We start from the raw sequence: 18,229 nt of genomic DNA, 5'->3' as shown, positions 1-18,229 counted from the left end.
TCGCGGAACATCCGGGTGAAGTGCGGCTGGCTGTAGAACCCCCACCGTGCGGCGATCGTGCTGATGCCGCGGTTGGCAAGCAGCCGATCCTCAAGATCTTCTCGCACCCGTTCCAGGCGCTGGCCGCGGATATAGGACGCGACCGAGATTTCCTGATCTTCAAACAGTCGGTGCAGATAGCGGGATGAAATGTGGTTTGCGGCGGCGACCGTCGCCGGGGACAGGTCCTCGTCCTGCAGATGATCATTAATCCAGGTGACAATCTGTAATCGTCGTGCGGCACGCGGTGTCGCGGTCGAGCAGTCCCCCGACTGGGCAAGTGTCGCGGCCAGCAGGTCCATACAGGCCGCGGCGAGCCGGTGACTCGTCGTACCGTCATCTCCACGCTCGCATATGTATTGCTGCAAATGCCTCATGCACGCGGACAGGACCGCGCCGGCACCGTCCCGGCACGGAAGAACGCAACCGGTGAACCTCTCCACAACCGCCGCGGGTAACGGCAGAGCGTCACACGGAAACACCAGGGCAGAGAGGTGGAAGTTCTCCCGTTGGCCCAGGCTGTACGGACGGGTGGTGTCGGACAGAGCCAGATCACCGGATCGGAGAAGGCACTCACGGTCGTTCTGGTACAGCACTCCGGAGCCGCTGACCTGAAAAAGGATCTTGAAAAAGCGCGCTTCCGCGGCTCCGGCCGCTTGGAGTCCACGCACAACATCGTGTGGCGTTGCCCGTACGGAAAGTAGCGAGAAGTTGCCGAGGTCTGCGACGTCAAGTGCGGCGTGGAACGGCCGGTCGTCGCGCAGGACCGGCTCCAGGGGGCCGAACGCGGCGTTGACGGTGTGACGCCAGTATTCCAGCTCCGCGGGTCCGGCGAGTGTTCGAGTTGTTCCGGCGGGGCGTGACCCTGGCGGGTTCGTGGATGCCCCGGTGACCGTCGCTGTCGGACTGTCCGACCTGACCGTCGCCATGCCGGCCTCCTCAAGATTCCTGGGGTCTCCGGGCGCGCGGGAGAATACATGATCGCAAGCCCTTTGGCCGGTTGAGTTCCGCAAGGCCTCCCGCGCCGCGAAGACAGGCATGACCGCGCAGCCTTGGCCCACTCCCGATCACCCGACTGATCACTTTCGCGTCGAACTGTACACCGATCGGCAAGACCCCGGGCGCTGATCGGCAACCGCTCCGCACCAGAAATACCGATCATGACCTACGGGTTCCCGCCCCCCTGATGCAGGAAGTTGGAAGGCGGGTGTGCAGCGTCAACGTACCGATATGGACTCCAAGGGGTGGGCATGGATTCAGCGGAATTACCCGCACCGCTGGACCGACGGCGATTTCTACCGGGGGCGGGTACGGGAGCACTTGTGCTCGGTGGCCGCGACAGAAGTGACCCGAAGAAGATCGGAATTGGCTTTGTCGCCCTGGGGACGGGATTCGCCGCCGGCCTGGGCGAATCCGACCGCATGTTCTTTCCCTTGTCCGGGAGGCACTGGAAAACGGGCCCGCCATCGGTGGGACGAACTACTCCGTCGAGATCTTATACAAGAATTCGCAGTCGACTCCCCAGCGGGCCGTCACCGTTAGTCCACGCCTTTGGTCCATGCCTTCGAAGCTGTGGTACTCGACGGGTTCGGTTCGCTATGGGGGACACTCGCCGGGGGCATAGTCCTCGGTGTGGCGCAGACGATCGGCGCCAGATCGACCCCGGTATGCGGTGATTACCGGACATCCGGTGTTCCTGGCCGTCCTCACGCAGTCCTTCCCTGAGACACCTTCGCCGGCCTGACCGACGAACAGCACAAACTCCTGTGAATCGACCGTTCATACACCGTTATCCGAGGCACCTGGAGCTGGGATGAGTATTGATCAGATCGAAACCGCGGGGAGCGATCGGTCGCTGTCCACAACGATCATCGCAGAGAAGGGAGGAGCGGTTCACCGGCCGGCGGTGGAGCCGGGCCGGCTTTTCATCAACGGCGTATGGCGCACGGGTAAGGGCAACGGCCGCCGGGAGGTCCTCGACCCGTCGACCGGGCAGGCCGTCACCACCGTGGTCGACGGCAACGGCGATGACGTAGACGCCGCGGTCCAGGCGGCCCGGGCGGCATTCGACGAGGGACCGTGGGCCCGCATGCCGGGCCGGGAGCGCGCCCGTATCCTCCTGCGCGTCGCGGACCTGATACGCAAGCACGGCGAGGAACTGGCGCTCCTGGAATCCGTGGACGTCGGCAAGCCGATCATATTCTCCCGCAGTATCGACGTCAGCACGGTCGTCCAGCAGTATGAGTTCTTCGCCTCGCAAGCGCAGAACCTCGAAGGGGCGACGCGGACGATTCCAATCCCCTCGATGGCCTACACCCGACCGGAACCGATCGGCGTCGTCGGAGCGATCACGCCGTTCAACTTCCCTCTTATTCTTTCCAACAGCAAGATTGCTCCGGCGCTCGCGGCCGGAAACACGATCGTGCACAAACCGGCTGAGGACACCCCGCTGTCCGCGCTGCGGATGGCCGAGTTGTTCGCCGAGGCTGGGATACCCGACGGCGTGGTCAACGTCGTGACCGGCGGCGCGCAGGTCGGCGAGGCACTGGTCCGCCATCCCCTGGTCGACAAGATCGCCTTTACCGGATCGACCGGGGTCGGGCGGACGGTGGCGGGCCTCGCCGGGCAGTTCCTCAAGCCGGTGACCGTCGAACTCGGCGGCAAGGCGCCGTATCTGATCTTCGACGGCGCCGACGTCGAGGCCGCGGTCGGCGCGACAATATCGGGATTCGTGTTCAACACCGGCCAGTTCTGCATGGGCATCACCCGGCTGTTGGTAGCACGGCCGCTGCTGGACACGGTCATCGAGGCGGTCGCGGCCGGAGCCGCGCAGGTACCGGTCGGCGATCCGTTCCTGGAGTCCACCGTCGTCGGACCGATGGGTGGTAAGCGGCACCTGGCCAAGGTCGAGGAGTATGTGCGGATCGCCCGCGAAGAGCCCGGGGCGCGCATCGTGACCGGCGGGCAGAGGCTTGATCTCGGCGGGGCGTACTACGCCCCGACGGTTGTCACGGGTCTGTCGAACGACTCCCGGCTCGTCCAAGAGGAGATCTTCGGCCCGGTGCTGACCGTCCAGCCATTCGATACCGAGGACGAGGCCATCGCGCTCGCCAACAGCACGCCGTACGGGCTTGCCGCCGGTCTGCACACCGGCGATGTCTCGCAGGCGCACCGGGTCGCAGCCAGACTCCAGGCGGGCATCGTCTGGGTCAACAGCTGGGCGCTGCTGGACCCGGCGATCCCGTTCGGTGGCCACAAGCAGTCCGGTTACGGCAGGGAGTACGGACCTGAGGCGCTCGCGGAATACACCCAGGTCAAGTCCGTCGTCATTCCACTGGGCTGATCCGGCGGTACGTGTTCCTGCCTTTCGAACCTGACAGGGGAGTTATTATGACAGTAACAGAAGCGGCCATTGTCGAGACAGGCGGCGCGCCTTTCACCTTGTCCCTGGTCGAACTCGACGACCCGCGCCCCGACGAGGTCGTGGTCCGGATGGTCGCCGCCGGGCTGTGCCACACCGACCTGAGTGTGGCCGGCGGCGGCCTGCCGTTCCCACTACCCGGCGTCCTGGGGCACGAGGGCGCCGGTGTGGTGGAGGCAGTCGGCTCGGCCGTCACCCGGGTGCAGCCCGGCGACCACGTCCTGCTGTCGTTCACCTCATGCAGCCGGTGTGGAAACTGCCGGGACGGCCACCCGGCGTACTGCGAAGCCTGGCTGCCGCTGAATCTCCTCGGCGGTACCCGCGTCGACGGTTCGGCAACCATCAGCAGAGCCGGGGAGAAGATCGGTGGGCACTTCTTCGGGCAGTCCTCGTTCGCCCGCCATGCCCTCGTTGACGAACGTAGCGTCATCAAGGTGGACGACCGCGTCCCGCTGGAACTCATCGCTCCGCTCGGCTGCGGCGTCCAGACCGGTGCCGGCGCCATCTGGAACGTTCTGCGCCCCCGTCCAGGCGCGTCGATCGCGGTGACCGGGGCCGGCGGGGTGGGCCTGTCCGCGGTGATGGCCGCCGCGCTGACACCGGCAACCCGGGTGATCGCCGTTGACCGGTTACCTGCGAGGCTGGCGCTGGCGGCCGAACTCGGCGCCACCCATACCGTCAACGCCGATGAAGGAGACGTGGCCGGACAGCTGGCGGCGATCACCGGTGGCGCCGGGATCGACGGTGTGGTGGAGACGACCGGTAGCACCGCCGTGCTACGGACGGCGATCGACTCGCTGGCTGCCCGAGGGACCGTCGTCATCGTCGGCGCTCCGCCATTCGGGTCGGAGGTCCCGCTGGACGTCAACGCGATGCTTCCGGGGCGCCACGTGGTGGGGATCACCCTCGGTGACAGCGAAACCGAGCGGTTCATCCCGGTTCTGGTCGACCTCGTGCGTTCAGGACGGCTACCCCTACAAAAGATGATCAGCGAATACTCGTTCAGTGAGATCCAGAACGCGGTCGACGACACCAGGGCCGGCAAGATCATCAAGCCTGTGCTGCGGTTCTAGGGCCTGTCCGGTCGGGACGTGTTCGCCGCACCGCTCACCACAACGCCGATCTTTTGTAAACGCCGATCCTTTATAAACGCCGATCCTTCGTAGTGGAAACACGAACAAGCAAGGGAGGGCTGACATGCCCACGATCTCCGCCTGTGGTACATCCATCAACTACACCGCTGCGGGGCAGGGGCCCGGGTTGGTGTTCGTCGCCGGTACCGGGGTTCCAGCCCAGATGAACTTCGGGCATCTGGTCGGCGCCTTCACCGACCACCACACCGTCGTCCTGCCTGACTATGCCGGCAGTGGGGAGACGACGGATGCAGGCACTCCGCTCACCGTCGAGTTACTCGCCGGACAGATCGCCGCGGCCGCCGACGCCGCGGTCGAGGGGCCGGTCGACCTCGTGGGTTTCTCGCTTGGTGCCGTCGTCGCGGCCACCGTCGCCGCCACCCGGCCGGAGCTGGTTCGCCGTCTGGTCCTGATAGCCGGGTGGCCGGACCCCGACGACGCCCGTCACAAGCTGGCCATCGACCTGTGGCAGCGCCTGGAGCGTACCGATCACGATCTGTTCAACCGGTTTCTCCAGCTCAGCTGCTTCAGCCCCGCGTTCCTCACCACCATCGGCGAGCAAGGCGTGGGTCAGCTGGTCGCCGGCGCCCCGCCGATCACACCCGGCATGCGCCAGCACATGGAGCTGGATCTGCGCGCTGACATCAGGGAACTGCTACCGAAGATCACTGCACCGACACTGGTCGTCGGGCTCACCCGCGACCAGGTCATCCCGGTCGAGCGGACACGACTCCTGCACGAGTCCATCCCAGGCAGTCGGTACGCCGAGATCGACAGCGGGCATCTGGTCGTCTTCGAACGGGCAGAAGAACTTGTCGGGATACTCCAAGGCTTCGTCCTCGACGACGGTGTACACGACGAGGCCGCATAAGGGGACCGCCACCCGCCACCCGCATTCAGCAAGGCCCTGCTCTCAGCGACCCCGCGGGGCCGCGATGTCGACCTGCAAGAAATCGTCGCCGGTTGCACGGCGGCCGGGATCACCCGTCCGCCGTGCAACCGGACCTGTCGGGCCTGGTGGCGGAGTTGTCCGAAACGCGTCGTAGTCGAACTCCAGGCAGTCCTCGGTGTGGGTGGCCCGAGGTCGGCGGCCCGAGCCACGCCGGATTTTCCGCTTTTCCGCTCGAGAAAATCTGACACCTCGGCATCGCCAAGGGCGAAGTCCCGGGCAACGGCCCAGAAATCGAAGGTGCTGTGCTCGGTCTCCGGAGTGATCCCGTACAGGACTTTCACCTGCGCGGCGCGACCGTCGCCGTCCTCTCCCGGCAGCACGCCGGCCGGCGCGATCCGGGAGTGCAACACAGAGGAACACACCGGGCGGTACTCGATGTCCTGCCAGCGGTCTATGGGTGATGACAGCCCGGTCGACTTCTCGCTGGTATCGTGCGGGCAACGGTACCATGTCACCGATCACGGTCCAGCCGGGGTCGTCGAGCCAGTGGTTGTCCGGGACCGGCGTGGCGGCGGCATTCGCCGTGTCCCCTATCCAGACCCACACCCAGTTGGCCTGTTCGACGACCGGATAGCTCTTCACCCGCGCCGTCCGCGGTACCCGGTCCTGGCCGGGAACGAACACGCAGATACCCGAACAGTCATAGGTGAAACCGTGGTAGCCGCACTCCAGGTTGTTTCCACGCACGGTCCCCATGGATAACGGGTAATGGCGATGGACGCACCGGTCGTGCAGCGCGACGACATCACCTTCGAGCGAACGATAGAAGACGATCGGCTCCCCGCAGATCGTTCGGGCCAGCGGCTCCCGACCGATCTCGCGGCCCCATGCCGCCACATACCACTGGTTCTATGGAAATGGATTCATCCGCCCCTCCCGGTGCAGTTCGGATTATTTCAGCGTGGGCGCGGGAATGGAGAATATCACCGACTGGCACCGACCAGGGAAACAATCTGGAGTCCCGACTTTCGGAAAACCGTCGGAACAATCAACATGCCAGGGTAATCTTTACAATGAGATAATCCGTATACTGAATAAGTAGGATCGTCGCATCCGTCACGCCGGACGTCAAGTACTCCGAAGAGGTCGGTGGCGGGGCCCGGCGTAAACCCGTCGGCCACGCCCGTCCACAGCGTCGGAGGACCGCATTGCGCAGGCTGCGGTTATACCGCCGGGTACCTCTGCCTCCGGCTTACGATGTCGTCTCGGCGAAGGTAGCCAACCCTCGGACGCACGATCTTCGAACGGACGATGACCTCTGGACAGGACCCCGGGCAGACTCGGCCCACGTACCGGTTCACCCGGCGTCGACCTGAGCACGCATCCCGGCCATCTGGCTCGGCGACTCCAGCAGGTCACCTACCAGCTCTGGAACGCCATGGTCTCCGAGGAGACCACACCGCCGCAGTTCGCCGTACTCAACTGTCTGATCGTCGAACCGGAGATCGACCAGAAGACCCTCGGGGAACGCGCGTCCCTCGACCGTTCCAACGTCGCGGACGTCGTCAACAGGCTGGTGCAACGCGGCCTGGTCAGACGGGTGCGGGACCCTCTGGACGGCCGGCGTAACCTGCTCCGGCTCACCCGCCACGGCGAAGGCGTCCACGCAACCGTGGCGGAACGCACCGAGACGATGAACGGGGTCATTCTCGGTGCCCTCACGCCCGACGAGCAGACGGCGTTCCTCACGATGCTCGGCCGGGTGGTCGGTTCCGGCACCTGGCTACCACCTGCCGAGGAGCCGACCGAGCGCAGACCCGCGACGGCATGACCTCGGACCCCGTCGCGTCGGACGGGATGCGACGGTCACACCAGTACGGGCGGGCTGTACGCCGTGACCGCGTACAGATCGGCCTCGATCGCCGCGACGACGGCACGTAGCGCGGGTAGCAACACCTCACGCGCCGTCACCGCGCAGACCCGCGCGGCATGGGTGGAAACGTTCGCCGCGGCGACAACCCGGCCGGCCCGATCGCGCACGGGCACGGCGATCGACTGCAAGCCGTCCTCCAGCTCCTCGCGGACGAGCGCGTAGCCGTCCCGGGCTGCCTCGTCGAGCGCCCGCCCGAGCCGTCCGACATCGGTGACGGTGTGACGGGTCAATGGTTCGGTGCGCACCCGCTGGAGGTATGCCGCGCGGTCGGCGTCGGGGAGACCGGCAAGCAGCACCCGCCCCATGGCCGTGGCATACGCGGGAAAACGGGTGCCCACGGCGATCGCGACACTCATGATCCGCACCGTGGGCACCCTCGCCACATACCGGATGTCGTCACCGGACAACACCGACACCGACGCCGATTCGTGGACCTGCCCAACCAGACGTGTCAGATGTGGCTCGACGAGGGTGCCGAGAGACAGCCCGGTCAGCGGGGCATAGCCGAGTTCCAGCACCCGCGGCAGCAGGCAGAACCGGTTGCCGTCCGCTCGGACGTACCCGAGCTGCCGGAAGGTGATCAGCGCCCGCCGCACGGTCGCCCGGGGCAGGCCGGTCGCCTGCGCGAGCTCGCTGAGAGTGGGACGGCGCAGCGACGGACCGAAGGCGGTGATGACCGCAAGCCCGCGGGCGAGCGACTGCAGGTAACCGGAGCCGAGCTCCACCTTGGCCGCGCTCACGGCCGCGCTCACGGCCGCGGCCACGGGTCCGGCACTCGGCCCGGCAGGATCCACCCGGCGCACCGGATGACCACCGTCCGCGGCGACGGCGTCCTGTGCCTGCCGGGCGGCCTCGCGCAGCTCGCCGACGACGTGGTCGGCGAGCGTTCGGGCGCTGTGTCTGCTGGTGTGGCTGACGACGCTGAGGGCTGCGACCGTTCGACCAGCCGGACCGAGCACACCGACGACGTCGCGGACCGGCATGGCCACGGCGACGAGCCCGGCGTCCACCAACTGGTCGTCGACCGCGTGCCCACCCGCCATCACCGCGGCGGCGCGGTGCCGAAGGCGTGAAGCGTCGGGGATGGCGCCGACGGCGTCGGGATCACCAGGGGGCCGTGCCCGGCGCAGAACCGGAAACCCCGCACAGCCCGGATCAGCCGCCAGCCGGCGCTGCCACGCCGACCACTCGGTGTCGTCCCATTCCGCGGCGAACAGGGCTCCGGGAGCGCACCGCTCGGCCGGGAGCAGGTCACCGACCCGAAAGACCGGTGACATCGTCCGGCGCCGTGCCAACTGGCTGACGAACCGGACCCCGTCACCATCAGGTACTGCGACCGAGACCGACTCGTCGAACATCTCCGCCAGGCGGTCCGCGTACGGCGCGAGCAGGTCGGGCAGCCCGGACGAGGACAGATAGGCGTTGCCCAGGGCTGTCAGGGCGGGAGCAAGCGCCGTGTCACGGCCGTTCAGCCGGATGAACCCGCACCTGGACAGGGTCGCCAGGACCCGGTCGACGGTCGAGCGGGCAAGACCGGTGGCCCGCACCAGATCCGCGGTCGCTATCGTGCGCCCCTCGGCCTGCAGCGACACCGCACGCAGTACCGCCAGTCCACGTTCCAACGGGCCGACGATCTCGGTCGGGACGGACCGCCGGACGGAGGACACCTCACCGGGCAACACGGCGTTCCTTCACGATCGAGTGGACTCCTGACAGTGCCCGGCCACGAAACCGCACCCCTGCACGACAACAAAGCGAACTATAGTTCACTGAGCGAACTTCGCTGAGCGAACAACACGCTGGCGACGGACGGCATGCCGGCACGCACCGATCCGACGGGTGACCAGCTCGACGACTGGTCGGCCGACCTGCATCAACGCGGTGTGACGGCCGCGAGAAGGTGGCGAACGGCTGGAGCCACCGTTCGTTTGTAAAGCTGACTGAGATATATTTTAAAAGGATTGTAGGTACCTGCCGAATGCGGACGGTGACGTGGAGCGTATGATCTTTGGCGACGCGGACCTGAAGCGCCCCTCGGCTGACCAGGACGAAGGGTCCACGGCCGGCGAGGTATCCACAGCCGGCGTGTCAGGGACGGCCGTGGATACCTCGTGGGATGCGATCGAGGCGCTGCGTGATCCCAGGAGACGGGCGATGTACGAGTCGGTGCGCCGCGCCGCGCATCCTGTCACCAGGGACGAGGTCGCCGTCGAGCACCGGGTTGCGCGTTCCATCGCCGCGTTCCATCTCGACCGGCTGGCCGCGGTCGGCCTCGTCGAGGTGGACTATGCCCGCCCACCTGGACGGGTCGGCCCCGGCGCCGGTCGGCCAAGCAAGCGATACCGGCCGGGGACGGCCTCGGTGCAGGTGTCGGTTCCGGTCCGGCGGTATGACCTCGCCGGCCGGATCCTCGCGCGGGCCATCGCCGACAGCCCCGATCCGCAGGCGCAGCGGGTGGCGTTGCGTGCGGCGAGGGAAGAGGGCCGGGCAGCCGGCCACGGCCTTGCCGCGCGTGATGCCGCACGAGAGGTCCGTCATCCGGACGAGGATGAGGCTGCGGGCGTCCTCCAGCGGTTCCTCGCCGCCGCGGACGGCCTCGGCTACGAACCTGTTCATGACGGGTCGGTCATCCGCCTGCGCAACTGCCCGTTCTCCGCGCTGGCCCGGAACGCCCCGGAGGTCGTCTGTTTGATCAACCAGCAGTTCGTCGAGGGCCTGCTGGAAGGTATCGGCTGCGATCGCGACACCGCCGCGATCATCAACGGTGCCCCGAGCCACTGCTGCGTCGTTGTCAACCGCCGGTAGCCGTGCCGTAATCGTGCGGTGGGCCGCACCCACGACGGTCCCACCGGCCGAATGCCACAACGGGCAGTCCCTGCGACGACATCCCGGTAGCCCTGGCCGGGCGGCATGACATGTCCGGTCATGCGGGTCCGGGTTAGGTGGACGTCGAGGCAGAGGCCGGCGCAGGTGAGGTGGCCGCATCCTCGGGGGCGGTCGCGAGGGCGTTCCACACCTGGCTCAGCAGGATGTGCGGCTCGACGTGGATCGGCGGCGCGTCGTCCGGCGCCCCCAACAGGCTCGGTATGAAGCCGCGGCGATCCGCGAAGATGTTCAACATGAAGCAGCCCTCGGGGCCGGCTTCCTCGGGACCGTAGACCGAGCCCTTTTCCTGTAGGCGAATATCGCCCTCTTTATACCATTTCGTGCCGACCTTGAGCGATCCACGAAGAATAATCGACATATAGTGCGTCTTGTGGTAATGGATGGGAAAACGGTAGTTCGCGGTGACCTCCATCGGGAACACCGCCGGCCCGTCCTCCTCGTCACCCAAGAAGAATCCCGCCCACCTGCCACCCTCGGCATCCACCGTGAAGTCCGGGTCGTCCAACCATGTCTCGTAGCGGCCCCTGGCGGTGCGCTGCATGCTCCACCCCTGTTCGTGACGGCCATGGTGGCCTGTGTCGATGTGGTCCGTGACAGTAGATGCCCAGCTCCGAGCTGTAAAGACTGCCCATATTTTTTTAGAGGCCCGCTAGACGACCACCCGGGCCTGAAGTGCGGATGACGGGAAGCCCGTGCGCCCGACTACACCCGCCAAGAGAAAATACTACAAATAGTAGTCGAATAGACACCGATAGTACCTATGGTGAACGAAGGTCCGCCAGTGGTCACACGGTCACCCGTGATACGCAAGGCCGCGGGCACGAAAAACGGCGCGTTACTGCGTTACCGCCGATGAGCGACGTTCCTTCTATCGCATCCAATTTTCTTCTTTACATGATGAACGCGGCACTGCTAGCGTCCCGCCCGCACAGATGTGACCCAGCTCTCCATGCGCCAGTTCGACCTCCTCGTCGCCGACCGATCGGCCCGCCACCGAGCGGTTCACGGCGACAGGGTGTTGACCGAACCTGAAGGGAACGCCCGTGATCGCCCGTCACTTACCCATCCGCGTGAGCATCGCGGTCACCGCCACAGCCGTCGCGCTGGCAGCATGTGGCAGCTCCGGATCGGCCGGCTCCGCACCGGCGGCGACCGGTGCGGCCTCCGGCAACGCCGCCAACGCCGCCAACGCCAGCCTCTCGCCGGTCACCATCGGCCTGATCAACCAGCAGGGCGGTGAGGTCGGTTATCCGGACCTGACCGATGGGGCCAATGTGGCGGTGACCTATGTGAACGCGGAACTCGGCGGCATCGGCGGACATCCGCTCAAGCTCGCCACCTGCTTCACCGACGGTACCCCGGCCAAGTCGCAGAGCTGCGCGCAGCAGTTCCTCAACGACAGCTCGATCAACATGGTCAGTACCGGCACACTCTCGTCGGGGGACGGCCCGATCTGGACCACGCTCGCCGGAAAGAAACCGATCATCGGTGGTTTTCCGGCAACCCAGGGCGCGTTCAATGCCAGCGACGCCTACTTCTTCGCCTCCGGCTCACCCGGCGTGCTGTCCGGCATGGCCAGCTTCACCCGCAAGACGTTTCCGCAGGCCAAGAAGGTCGCCGCGGTGTACGTCGACCTGCCCAGCCTGAAGAGTGCGATCGAGGGCCTGATCAAGCCCCAGTTCGACGCCGCCGGGATCAGCCTCTCCGAGGTGCCGGTCGGCATCACCGCCACCGACGCGGTCGCTCCGCTGACCGCAGCCGGGGCGGACAAGGCCGACGTCGTGATGGTGCTCGGCGCCGGGTCGACCTGCATCCAGGTCGCCAACGCACTGCAGCAGCTCAGCGTGAACAAGCCGGTCGTCGGTGTCGGCAACTGCCAAGGTCCGGACGTGCGTAAGGCCGCGGCCAGCGCCATCGACGGCTGGTACATCGTCGAGGTGGGCGCCGACCCGGCGGACACCGCCAACGTGGACGTCCGCAACACCCTCGCCGCGTTCGACCGGTACGGGAAGGACAAGAACAGCGGAGCGTTCTCGGTTCCGGAGTTCGGCTCGGTCGTCGCAATCGCCAAGATCCTGCAGGGTGTCGGCTACGACAAGCTCTCCCCGGACACGATCCGCGCCGCGGTGAAGGCCTTCCGGGGTCCGGTGCCGGTCGTGGCGCCGCAGGTCCAGTGCGGTTCGATTACCGGATTCCCATCGCTGTGTGACGCACTGGTGCGCGTCTACCAGGTGAAGGGCAAGTCGGTCATCGACTCGACGGGCGGCCAGTACCTCAACGGCCTGGCTCGCGACTGACACCGGTCAGGCAGGCCGGTTCCCGTCCGGCTACGGCACCTACAGCGACGGAAGGGCGACCCGTTGAGCCAGACCCTCCTGTTCCTTGTCCTCGGCCTGGGTGAGGGCGCGCTCATCGGCGCGATCGCGCTCGCCGTCGTCCTCACCTACCGCGGCTCGGGGACGGTGAACGTCGCCACCGGTGCGATGGCGATGTACACCGCATACCTCTATACCGACCTGCGGGTGAACGGCGCGTGGTTCGTGCCCCCGTTGCCGAACCCACTCGCCCTCGTCGAAGGGGTCGCCGGCTGGTTCGGCGCGAGCTGGGACCTGCCGGACTGGCCCACGTCGATCAGCCTCGGCGGCCCGATGCCGTTCTGGCCGGCGACGCTGCTGTCGTTGGGGACCGCGGCGGGGTTGGGCTACCTGTTCCACCGCTGGGTGTTCCGGCCGTTGTCCTCGGCGCCACCGCTGGCGAAGATCATCGCTTCGGTCGGCGTGATGCTCACCCTTGAGGCCGTTGTGGTGCGCCGGTTCGGCGGCGACATCGGACCGAGCGTGCCCAGCGTGCTGCCCACCGGGACCACACACCTGTTCGGCGCGCGGGTGCCCTACGACCGGTTCGTGCTGGCGGGCCTGACCCTGCTGGCCGCCACCGGACTGTGGGCGGCCTTCCGGTTCACCCGGTTCGGCCTGGCGACCCGGGCCGCCGCAGGCAACGAGAAGGGGGCTCTGCTGCTGGGCATCTCCCCGTCCCGGCAGGCCGGCGCAACCTGGGTGATCGGCACGGTGCTCGCCGGGACGATCGGCATCCTGCTGCGCGGCCTGCTGCCGTTGGAGCCCACCGTGCTCACCCTCGCGGTCATCCCCGCGCTCGGCGCGGCACTCGTCGGGGATTTCACCTCCTTCGGGGTGGCGGCGCTGGCCGGTCTCGGCTTCGGGATGTCGCGTTCGCTGGTCACCTTCGTTGAGACCAGGACCTGGTGGCCGCATGTCGGCGGGCAGCCCCTGCCCGGGGTGCGGGAGGCGTTGCCATTCGTGGTCATCGTCGGAATCATGTTCGTGCGGGGCCGGAGCCTGCCGGTACGCGGCTCGGCGGCCGTGGCCCGGCTGCCCTTCTCCCCCACTCCTCGCGGGGTGGCGCCCCGGGCAGGCGTCGCCACCGCGGTCACGGTCATCGCCCTGTGCACGCTGAGTTTCGGCTGGCGGGGCGCCATCATCAACAGTCTCATCGGCGTCCTGCTGTCGCTGTCGCTCGTGCTGCTGGTCGGTTTCGTCGGCCAGATCTCGTTGGGTCAGATGGCGATCGCCGGAGTCGCCGGTTTCGCGGTCAGCAAGCTCGCCGACAGCGCAGGCGTCCCGTTCCCGATCGCCCCGCTGCTGGCCGCGCTGGTCGCCGCGGTATTCGGTGCCGCCGCGGCGGTGCCGGCGCTGCGCGTGCGCGGGGTGAACCTGGCGGTGGTGACGCTGGCGGCCGCTGTCGCCATCGAGGAGCTGGTGTTCAAGAACGACTGGGTGGAGGGCAAGGGCGGCGCCGGCGCGCCGGTGCACTCGCCGTCACTGTTCGGCCTGCGCTTCGGCCCCAACGACCCCTTCCTCCTCGGCGACGGGAAGCTGCCCAGCGCCGGTTTCGGGCTGGCCGTGCTGGTCATCGTGGTGCTACTCGGTCTCGCCGTGTCCAACCTGCGGCGCGGCACCTCGGGCCTTCGCATGCTCGCCGTCCGCGGCAACGAGCGGGCGGCCGCGGCCGCCGGCGTGAACGTCGCAGCGACGAAGATCCTGGCCTTCGGGCTGTCGTCGTTCATCGCGGGAGTCGCCGGAGCGATGATCGGTTATCAGTACGGTTCGCTGACCGCCCCCACCTTCGACGTCTTCACCTCGCTCGCCGTGCTGGCCTTCGCCTACCTCGGCGGTATCACCAGCGTGAGCGGCGCGGTGATCGGCGGGTTGCTGGCCACCGGTGGGGTCGCCTTTTACACGACGCAGACCGCCTTCGGGGTCGGCAGCGAGTTCTCGCTGCTGATCGGCGGCATCGGCCTGGTGCTGACCGCGGTCCAGAACCCGGAGGGGATCGCAGGAGCCTTGCGCGGCGCCGTCAGGGCGGCCGAGAACCGGCTGAGCCGACATCCACCCGCGGACACGGTCCCGAGCACGGACACGGACACGGTCCCGAGCACGGGCACGGGCGACCCGCGACTCGGTCGTGGGAGGTACCGAGCGACCGAATCGACAGCCGATGCCGGCGGTTCGGCGTCGACGGTCGGAGGTCTCCACGGCACCGCTTCGGCGGACGCGGAGGCCTCGACCGGGGCACTGATGATCGAATCTCTGACTGTGCGTTATGGAGGAGTCACCGCCTTGGCTGGTGTCGGCCTCACCGTCGAACCCGGCAAACTGGTCGGTCTGATCGGCCCGAACGGCGCCGGCAAGACGACCCTCCTCGATGCCCTCACCGGCTTCACCCGGATCAGCGCCGGTACTGTGCGCTTCGGTGGGACCCGGCTGGACCGGATGGCGGCGCACCGGCGCGCGCGGTCCGGGCTCGGCCGCACCTGGCAGTCGGTGGAACTGTTCGACGACCTGACGGTCGAGGAGAACCTGCGGGTCGCGGCCGAGCCCGCCCGCTGGTGGTCATTCTTCGCGGACGCGGTGCGACCGGCCCGCCGGCAGGTGGACGCCGTCGCCGAGGCGCTGGCCGCGCTCGAGCTCGGATCGGTCGCCGACCGGCTGCCCACGGAGCTGTCGCACGGACAGCGCAAACTCGTCGGGGTCGCGCGGGCACTGGCCACCCGACCGTTCCTCGTCTGCCTGGACGAACCGGCCGCCGGGCTGGACACCGGCGAGAGCGCCCGGCTCGGCATGCAACTACGCCGGCTGGCCGACGACGGCCTCGGCATGCTACTGGTCGACCACGACATGGGCCTCGTGCTCGGCACCTGCGACGTGGTCTACGTACTGGAGTTCGGAAAGATCATCGCCCGGGGTACCCCGGAGGAGATCCGCTCGGACGAACGGGTGATCACGGCATATCTCGGCACCCGTTCCGGCAAGGACGCCGCTGCCGACCGGGACGCCGGGCAGGAGACCGATGAGCTCGGCGCGGGCAAGATCGCGAGCACGCCGGCCGGCCCCTACGAGCCCGGCGGGCGCACAGGCCTCGATAAGGCGAACGGCTCGACCGAGATGACCGGGAGCGGAGCGACACCATGACCGACGCCCTGCTCGACATCCGCGGTCTCAACGCCGGGTACCTCGGCATCCCGGTGGTCCACGGGCTCGACCTACAGGTCAACGCCGGTGAGATCGTCGCTCTGCTCGGGCCGAACGGCGCCGGCAAGACGACCACCTTGCTGACCGTCTCCGGCCTGCTGCCGGTAATCGGAGGGGAGATCGGGTTCCAGGGCCGTTCGATCGCCGATACCCGCCCGGACGCCATCGCGCGGCGCGGCCTCGCGCACGTCCCGGAGGACCGTGCCCTGTTCATGGACCTGACCGTGCGGGAGAACCTGCGGCTCGCCGGCGGCCGTCGGTCCGCGCACACCGAGCGGGCCCTTGGCTACTTCCCGGCGTTGAAGGACCTGCTGCGCCGCCCGGCCGGGTTGCTGTCCGGCGGGGAGCAGCAGATGCTCGCGCTCGGCCGGGCGCTGGCGACCGAACCGACGCTCCTCATGATCGACGAGATGAGCCTCGGTCTCGCCCCGGTCATCGTCGAACGCCTGCTCCCCGTGCTGCGCCGGATCGTCGACGACACCGGCTGCGGGATACTGCTCGTCGAGCAGCACGTGCCGATGGCGCTCGCGGTCGCCGACCGGGGTTACGTGCTGTCCCGGGGCCGGCTGCGGGTCGCGGGTACGGCCGACGAACTCGGCGGGCGCTATGACCTCGTCGCGTCCAGTTACCTGGGCGAAACGCCCGGCCCGGACGGCGACGAGCCCGGCACGGACGAGGCCGGCACGGATCCCGATGCCGGTGGATGCCCGATACTCGACTTCAACGACCCCAACCACAACGGCCGTTCCGCCGAGTGCTCCCGACCATAGGTCTCCGACAACGCCTGATCCTCAATCGGATCCCCCAAACCGGGTATCCCTACCGTGCGCCTCCATGTCCATAGGGCTGCCAGGACGGACCGTGACACCTCCACCAACGAGCAGCGGACGCAGTTCCACGGCTTTCCCATCGCCCCGCATAGCCGGAGCCGCCGACCCGAAGCGCTAACGCTGTTGAAGCCTCCGAACTGCGTACTGGGCTGTGACGAAGTTTGATGCCGGTTGGGAGCAGTTTGGCGAACAGCTTGCCGACGCTCTGCGGGCCCAGCCCGCAGCCCAGCAAAGGAGTTGGCTATGGCCGCGAACAGCGCGTATGTGATCATCGGAGCAGGTCTGGCCGGGGCCAAGGCCGCGCAGGCCCTGCGCGAAGAGGGCTTCGACGGCCCGCTTGTGCTGATCGGGGAGGAAAACGAACGGCCCTACGAACGGCCGCCGCTGTCAAAAGGCTACCTGCTGGGCAAACACCCGCGCGAGCAGATCTACGTCCATCCGCCACAGTGGTATGCCGAGCATGACGTGGACCTGCGTCTGGGGACGGCGGTCACTACCGTCGATCCTGCGGCGCACGAGGTCACACTCGCGGACGACAGCCGGATCGGTTACGCCAAGCTGCTACTGACCACGGGCTCGTCGCCGTGGCGCCTCCCGGTCTCGGGGGCGGACCTCGCTGGCGTGCTGTACCTGCGGCGGGTCGAGGACAGCGACCGGATCAAGGCCGCCTTCCAGTCCGCATCCAGGGTCGTGGTCATCGGCGCGGGCTGGATCGGTATGGAGACCGCTGCCGCCGCCCGTGCGGCCGGCGTAGAGGTCACCGTGCTGGAGAGAGCCGAACTTCCCCTCCTGCGCGTACTCGGCCGCGAAGTCGCTCAGGTCTTCGCGGACCTGCACCGTGACCACGGGGTGGATCTGCGTTTCGGCGTGCAGGTCACCGACATCACCGGCCACGACGGCACCGCGGACGGCGTCCGGCTGTCCGACGGCACCCGTATCGAGGCCGACGCAGTCATCGTCGGGGTCGGCATCGTGCCCAACACCGGGCTTGCGCAAGCCGCAGGCCTAGACGTCGGCAACGGCATCGTCACCGACGAGCAGCTGAGGACCTCCGCTCCAGACATCCATGCCGCGGGCGATGTCGCCGATGCCTTCCATCCTCTGCTACACAGACACATCCGAGTCGAACACTGGGCCAACGCGCTGCACCAGCCGCAGGTCGCGGCCAGGGCGATGCTCGGCCGCAGTGCGGTCTACGACAGGGTGCCGTACTTCTTCACCGACCAGTACGACCTGGGTATGGAATACGCCGGCTATGTCGAGCCCAGTGGGTACGACCAGGTCGTCTTCCGCGGCGATGTCCCTACGCGCGAGTTCGTCGCGTTCTGGCTCGCTCGGGGCCGCGTGCTCGCGGGTATGAACGTCAACGTCTGGGACGTCACCGAGCCGATCCAGGCCCTCGTCCGGTCCGGCGAACCAGTGGATGCAAGCAGGCTCGCGGACCCGCAGGTGCCCATCGAATCGCTCCTGAAAAACGCCGAGCGGCAAGGGTGAGTGGCCCAATCGCCGGCCAGGTACCTCAGGCGATCTGGGACGTGGTCACCAG

12 protein-coding genes and 3 pseudogenes are annotated in these 18,229 nt (G+C 67.7%); 9 read left to right on the top strand and 6 right to left on the bottom strand.

Features of this window, described 5'->3' with window-relative positions:
- The coding region (locus NBW77_RS13130) for an AraC-like ligand-binding domain-containing protein (RefSeq protein ID WP_250279786.1) at nt 1-968 on the bottom strand (968 nt) is incomplete at its 3' end.
- Between the two features lie 884 nt (nt 969-1,852).
- Here NBW77_RS13130 and NBW77_RS13125 point away from each other — a divergent pair.
- From NBW77_RS13125 to NBW77_RS13115, 3 genes are all read left to right on the top strand, one after another.
- Entirely contained in the window at nt 1,853-3,382 is a 1,530-nt protein-coding gene (locus tag NBW77_RS13125) for an aldehyde dehydrogenase family protein (protein ID WP_250279785.1), read from the top strand.
- Between the two features lie 47 nt (nt 3,383-3,429).
- A complete protein-coding gene (locus NBW77_RS13120) occupies nt 3,430-4,533 on the top strand; it encodes an NAD(P)-dependent alcohol dehydrogenase (protein ID WP_250279784.1) in 1,104 nt (367 codons plus the stop codon).
- Nucleotides 4,534-4,657: 124 nt separating this feature from the next.
- Nucleotides 4,658-5,464 (top strand): alpha/beta fold hydrolase, encoded by an 807-nt coding sequence (locus NBW77_RS13115; RefSeq protein WP_250279783.1) that lies wholly within the window; start codon nt 4,658-4,660, stop codon nt 5,462-5,464.
- 311 nt (nt 5,465-5,775) lie between these two features.
- Here the strand turns inward: NBW77_RS13115 and NBW77_RS22435 are convergent.
- Nucleotides 5,776-5,895: pseudogene (locus NBW77_RS22435) on the bottom strand (aromatic ring-hydroxylating dioxygenase subunit alpha); the annotation flags it as partial.
- Between the two features lie 304 nt (nt 5,896-6,199).
- Nucleotides 6,200-6,382, bottom strand: a pseudogene (locus NBW77_RS22430) (Rieske 2Fe-2S domain-containing protein); the annotation flags it as partial.
- A 541-nt stretch (nt 6,383-6,923) separates the two neighbouring features.
- Here NBW77_RS22430 and NBW77_RS13110 point away from each other — a divergent pair.
- The gene (locus tag NBW77_RS13110) at nt 6,924-7,316 is read left to right on the top strand and encodes a MarR family winged helix-turn-helix transcriptional regulator (protein ID WP_349817009.1); all 393 of its coding nucleotides are present in this window, start codon (nt 6,924-6,926) and stop codon (nt 7,314-7,316) included.
- A 35-nt stretch (nt 7,317-7,351) separates the two neighbouring features.
- Here the strand turns inward: NBW77_RS13110 and NBW77_RS13105 are convergent, their stop codons facing one another.
- Nucleotides 7,352-9,097, bottom strand: coding sequence for an IclR family transcriptional regulator domain-containing protein (locus NBW77_RS13105; protein ID WP_250279782.1), 1,746 nt, complete (start codon nt 9,095-9,097; stop codon nt 7,352-7,354).
- A gap of 322 nt (nt 9,098-9,419) precedes the next feature.
- Here NBW77_RS13105 and NBW77_RS13100 point away from each other — a divergent pair, with 322 nt between their 5' ends.
- Nucleotides 9,420-10,223 carry a helix-turn-helix transcriptional regulator gene (locus NBW77_RS13100; protein WP_250279781.1) on the top strand — a complete coding sequence of 268 codons (804 nt, stop codon included), beginning with the start codon at nt 9,420-9,422 and terminating at the stop codon, nt 10,221-10,223.
- A 133-nt stretch (nt 10,224-10,356) separates the two neighbouring features.
- On the opposite strand, the gene NBW77_RS13095 is transcribed toward NBW77_RS13100, so the two are convergent.
- Nucleotides 10,357-10,845: a cupin domain-containing protein gene (locus tag NBW77_RS13095; protein WP_250279780.1), complete on the bottom strand. Its 489-nt coding sequence runs from the start codon at nt 10,843-10,845 to the stop codon at nt 10,357-10,359.
- 502 nt (nt 10,846-11,347) lie between these two features.
- Between NBW77_RS13095 and NBW77_RS13090 the strand changes: the two genes are divergently transcribed.
- The 3 genes from NBW77_RS13090 to NBW77_RS13080 all read left to right on the top strand — a co-directional run bounded on the left by NBW77_RS13090 (nt 11,348) and on the right by NBW77_RS13080 (nt 16,623).
- Nucleotides 11,348-12,601 carry an ABC transporter substrate-binding protein gene (locus NBW77_RS13090; RefSeq protein WP_250279779.1) on the top strand — a complete coding sequence of 418 codons (1,254 nt, stop codon included), beginning with the start codon at nt 11,348-11,350 and terminating at the stop codon, nt 12,599-12,601.
- Between the two features lie 63 nt (nt 12,602-12,664).
- On the top strand, nt 12,665-15,793 hold the full coding sequence (locus NBW77_RS13085; RefSeq protein ID WP_250279778.1) for a branched-chain amino acid ABC transporter permease/ATP-binding protein: 3,129 nt from the start codon (nt 12,665-12,667) through the stop codon (nt 15,791-15,793).
- Nucleotides 15,790-16,623, top strand: coding sequence for an ABC transporter ATP-binding protein (locus tag NBW77_RS13080; protein ID WP_250279777.1), 834 nt, complete (start codon nt 15,790-15,792; stop codon nt 16,621-16,623). Before NBW77_RS13085 ends, NBW77_RS13080 begins: the two co-directional genes overlap by 4 nt.
- On the opposite strand, the pseudogene NBW77_RS13075 reads toward NBW77_RS13080, so the two are convergent.
- Nucleotides 16,599-16,763: pseudogene (locus tag NBW77_RS13075) on the bottom strand (hypothetical protein); the annotation flags it as partial. The gene NBW77_RS13080 and the pseudogene NBW77_RS13075 overlap by 25 nt on opposite strands.
- A 163-nt stretch (nt 16,764-16,926) precedes the next feature.
- On the opposite strand from NBW77_RS13075, the gene NBW77_RS13070 reads away from it, so the two are divergent.
- Nucleotides 16,927-18,177, top strand: a complete 1,251-nt coding sequence (locus NBW77_RS13070; protein ID WP_250279776.1) for an NAD(P)/FAD-dependent oxidoreductase — start codon at nt 16,927-16,929, stop codon at nt 18,175-18,177.
- Nucleotides 18,178-18,229 lie beyond the last annotated feature (52 nt).

It is taken from the genome of Frankia sp. Cppng1_Ct_nod (assembly GCF_920656135.1).
Taxonomy (GTDB): Bacteria; Actinomycetota; Actinomycetes; order Frankiales; family Frankiaceae; genus Protofrankia; species Protofrankia meridionalis.
This window is presented reverse-complemented; position numbering and strand designations above follow the sequence as displayed.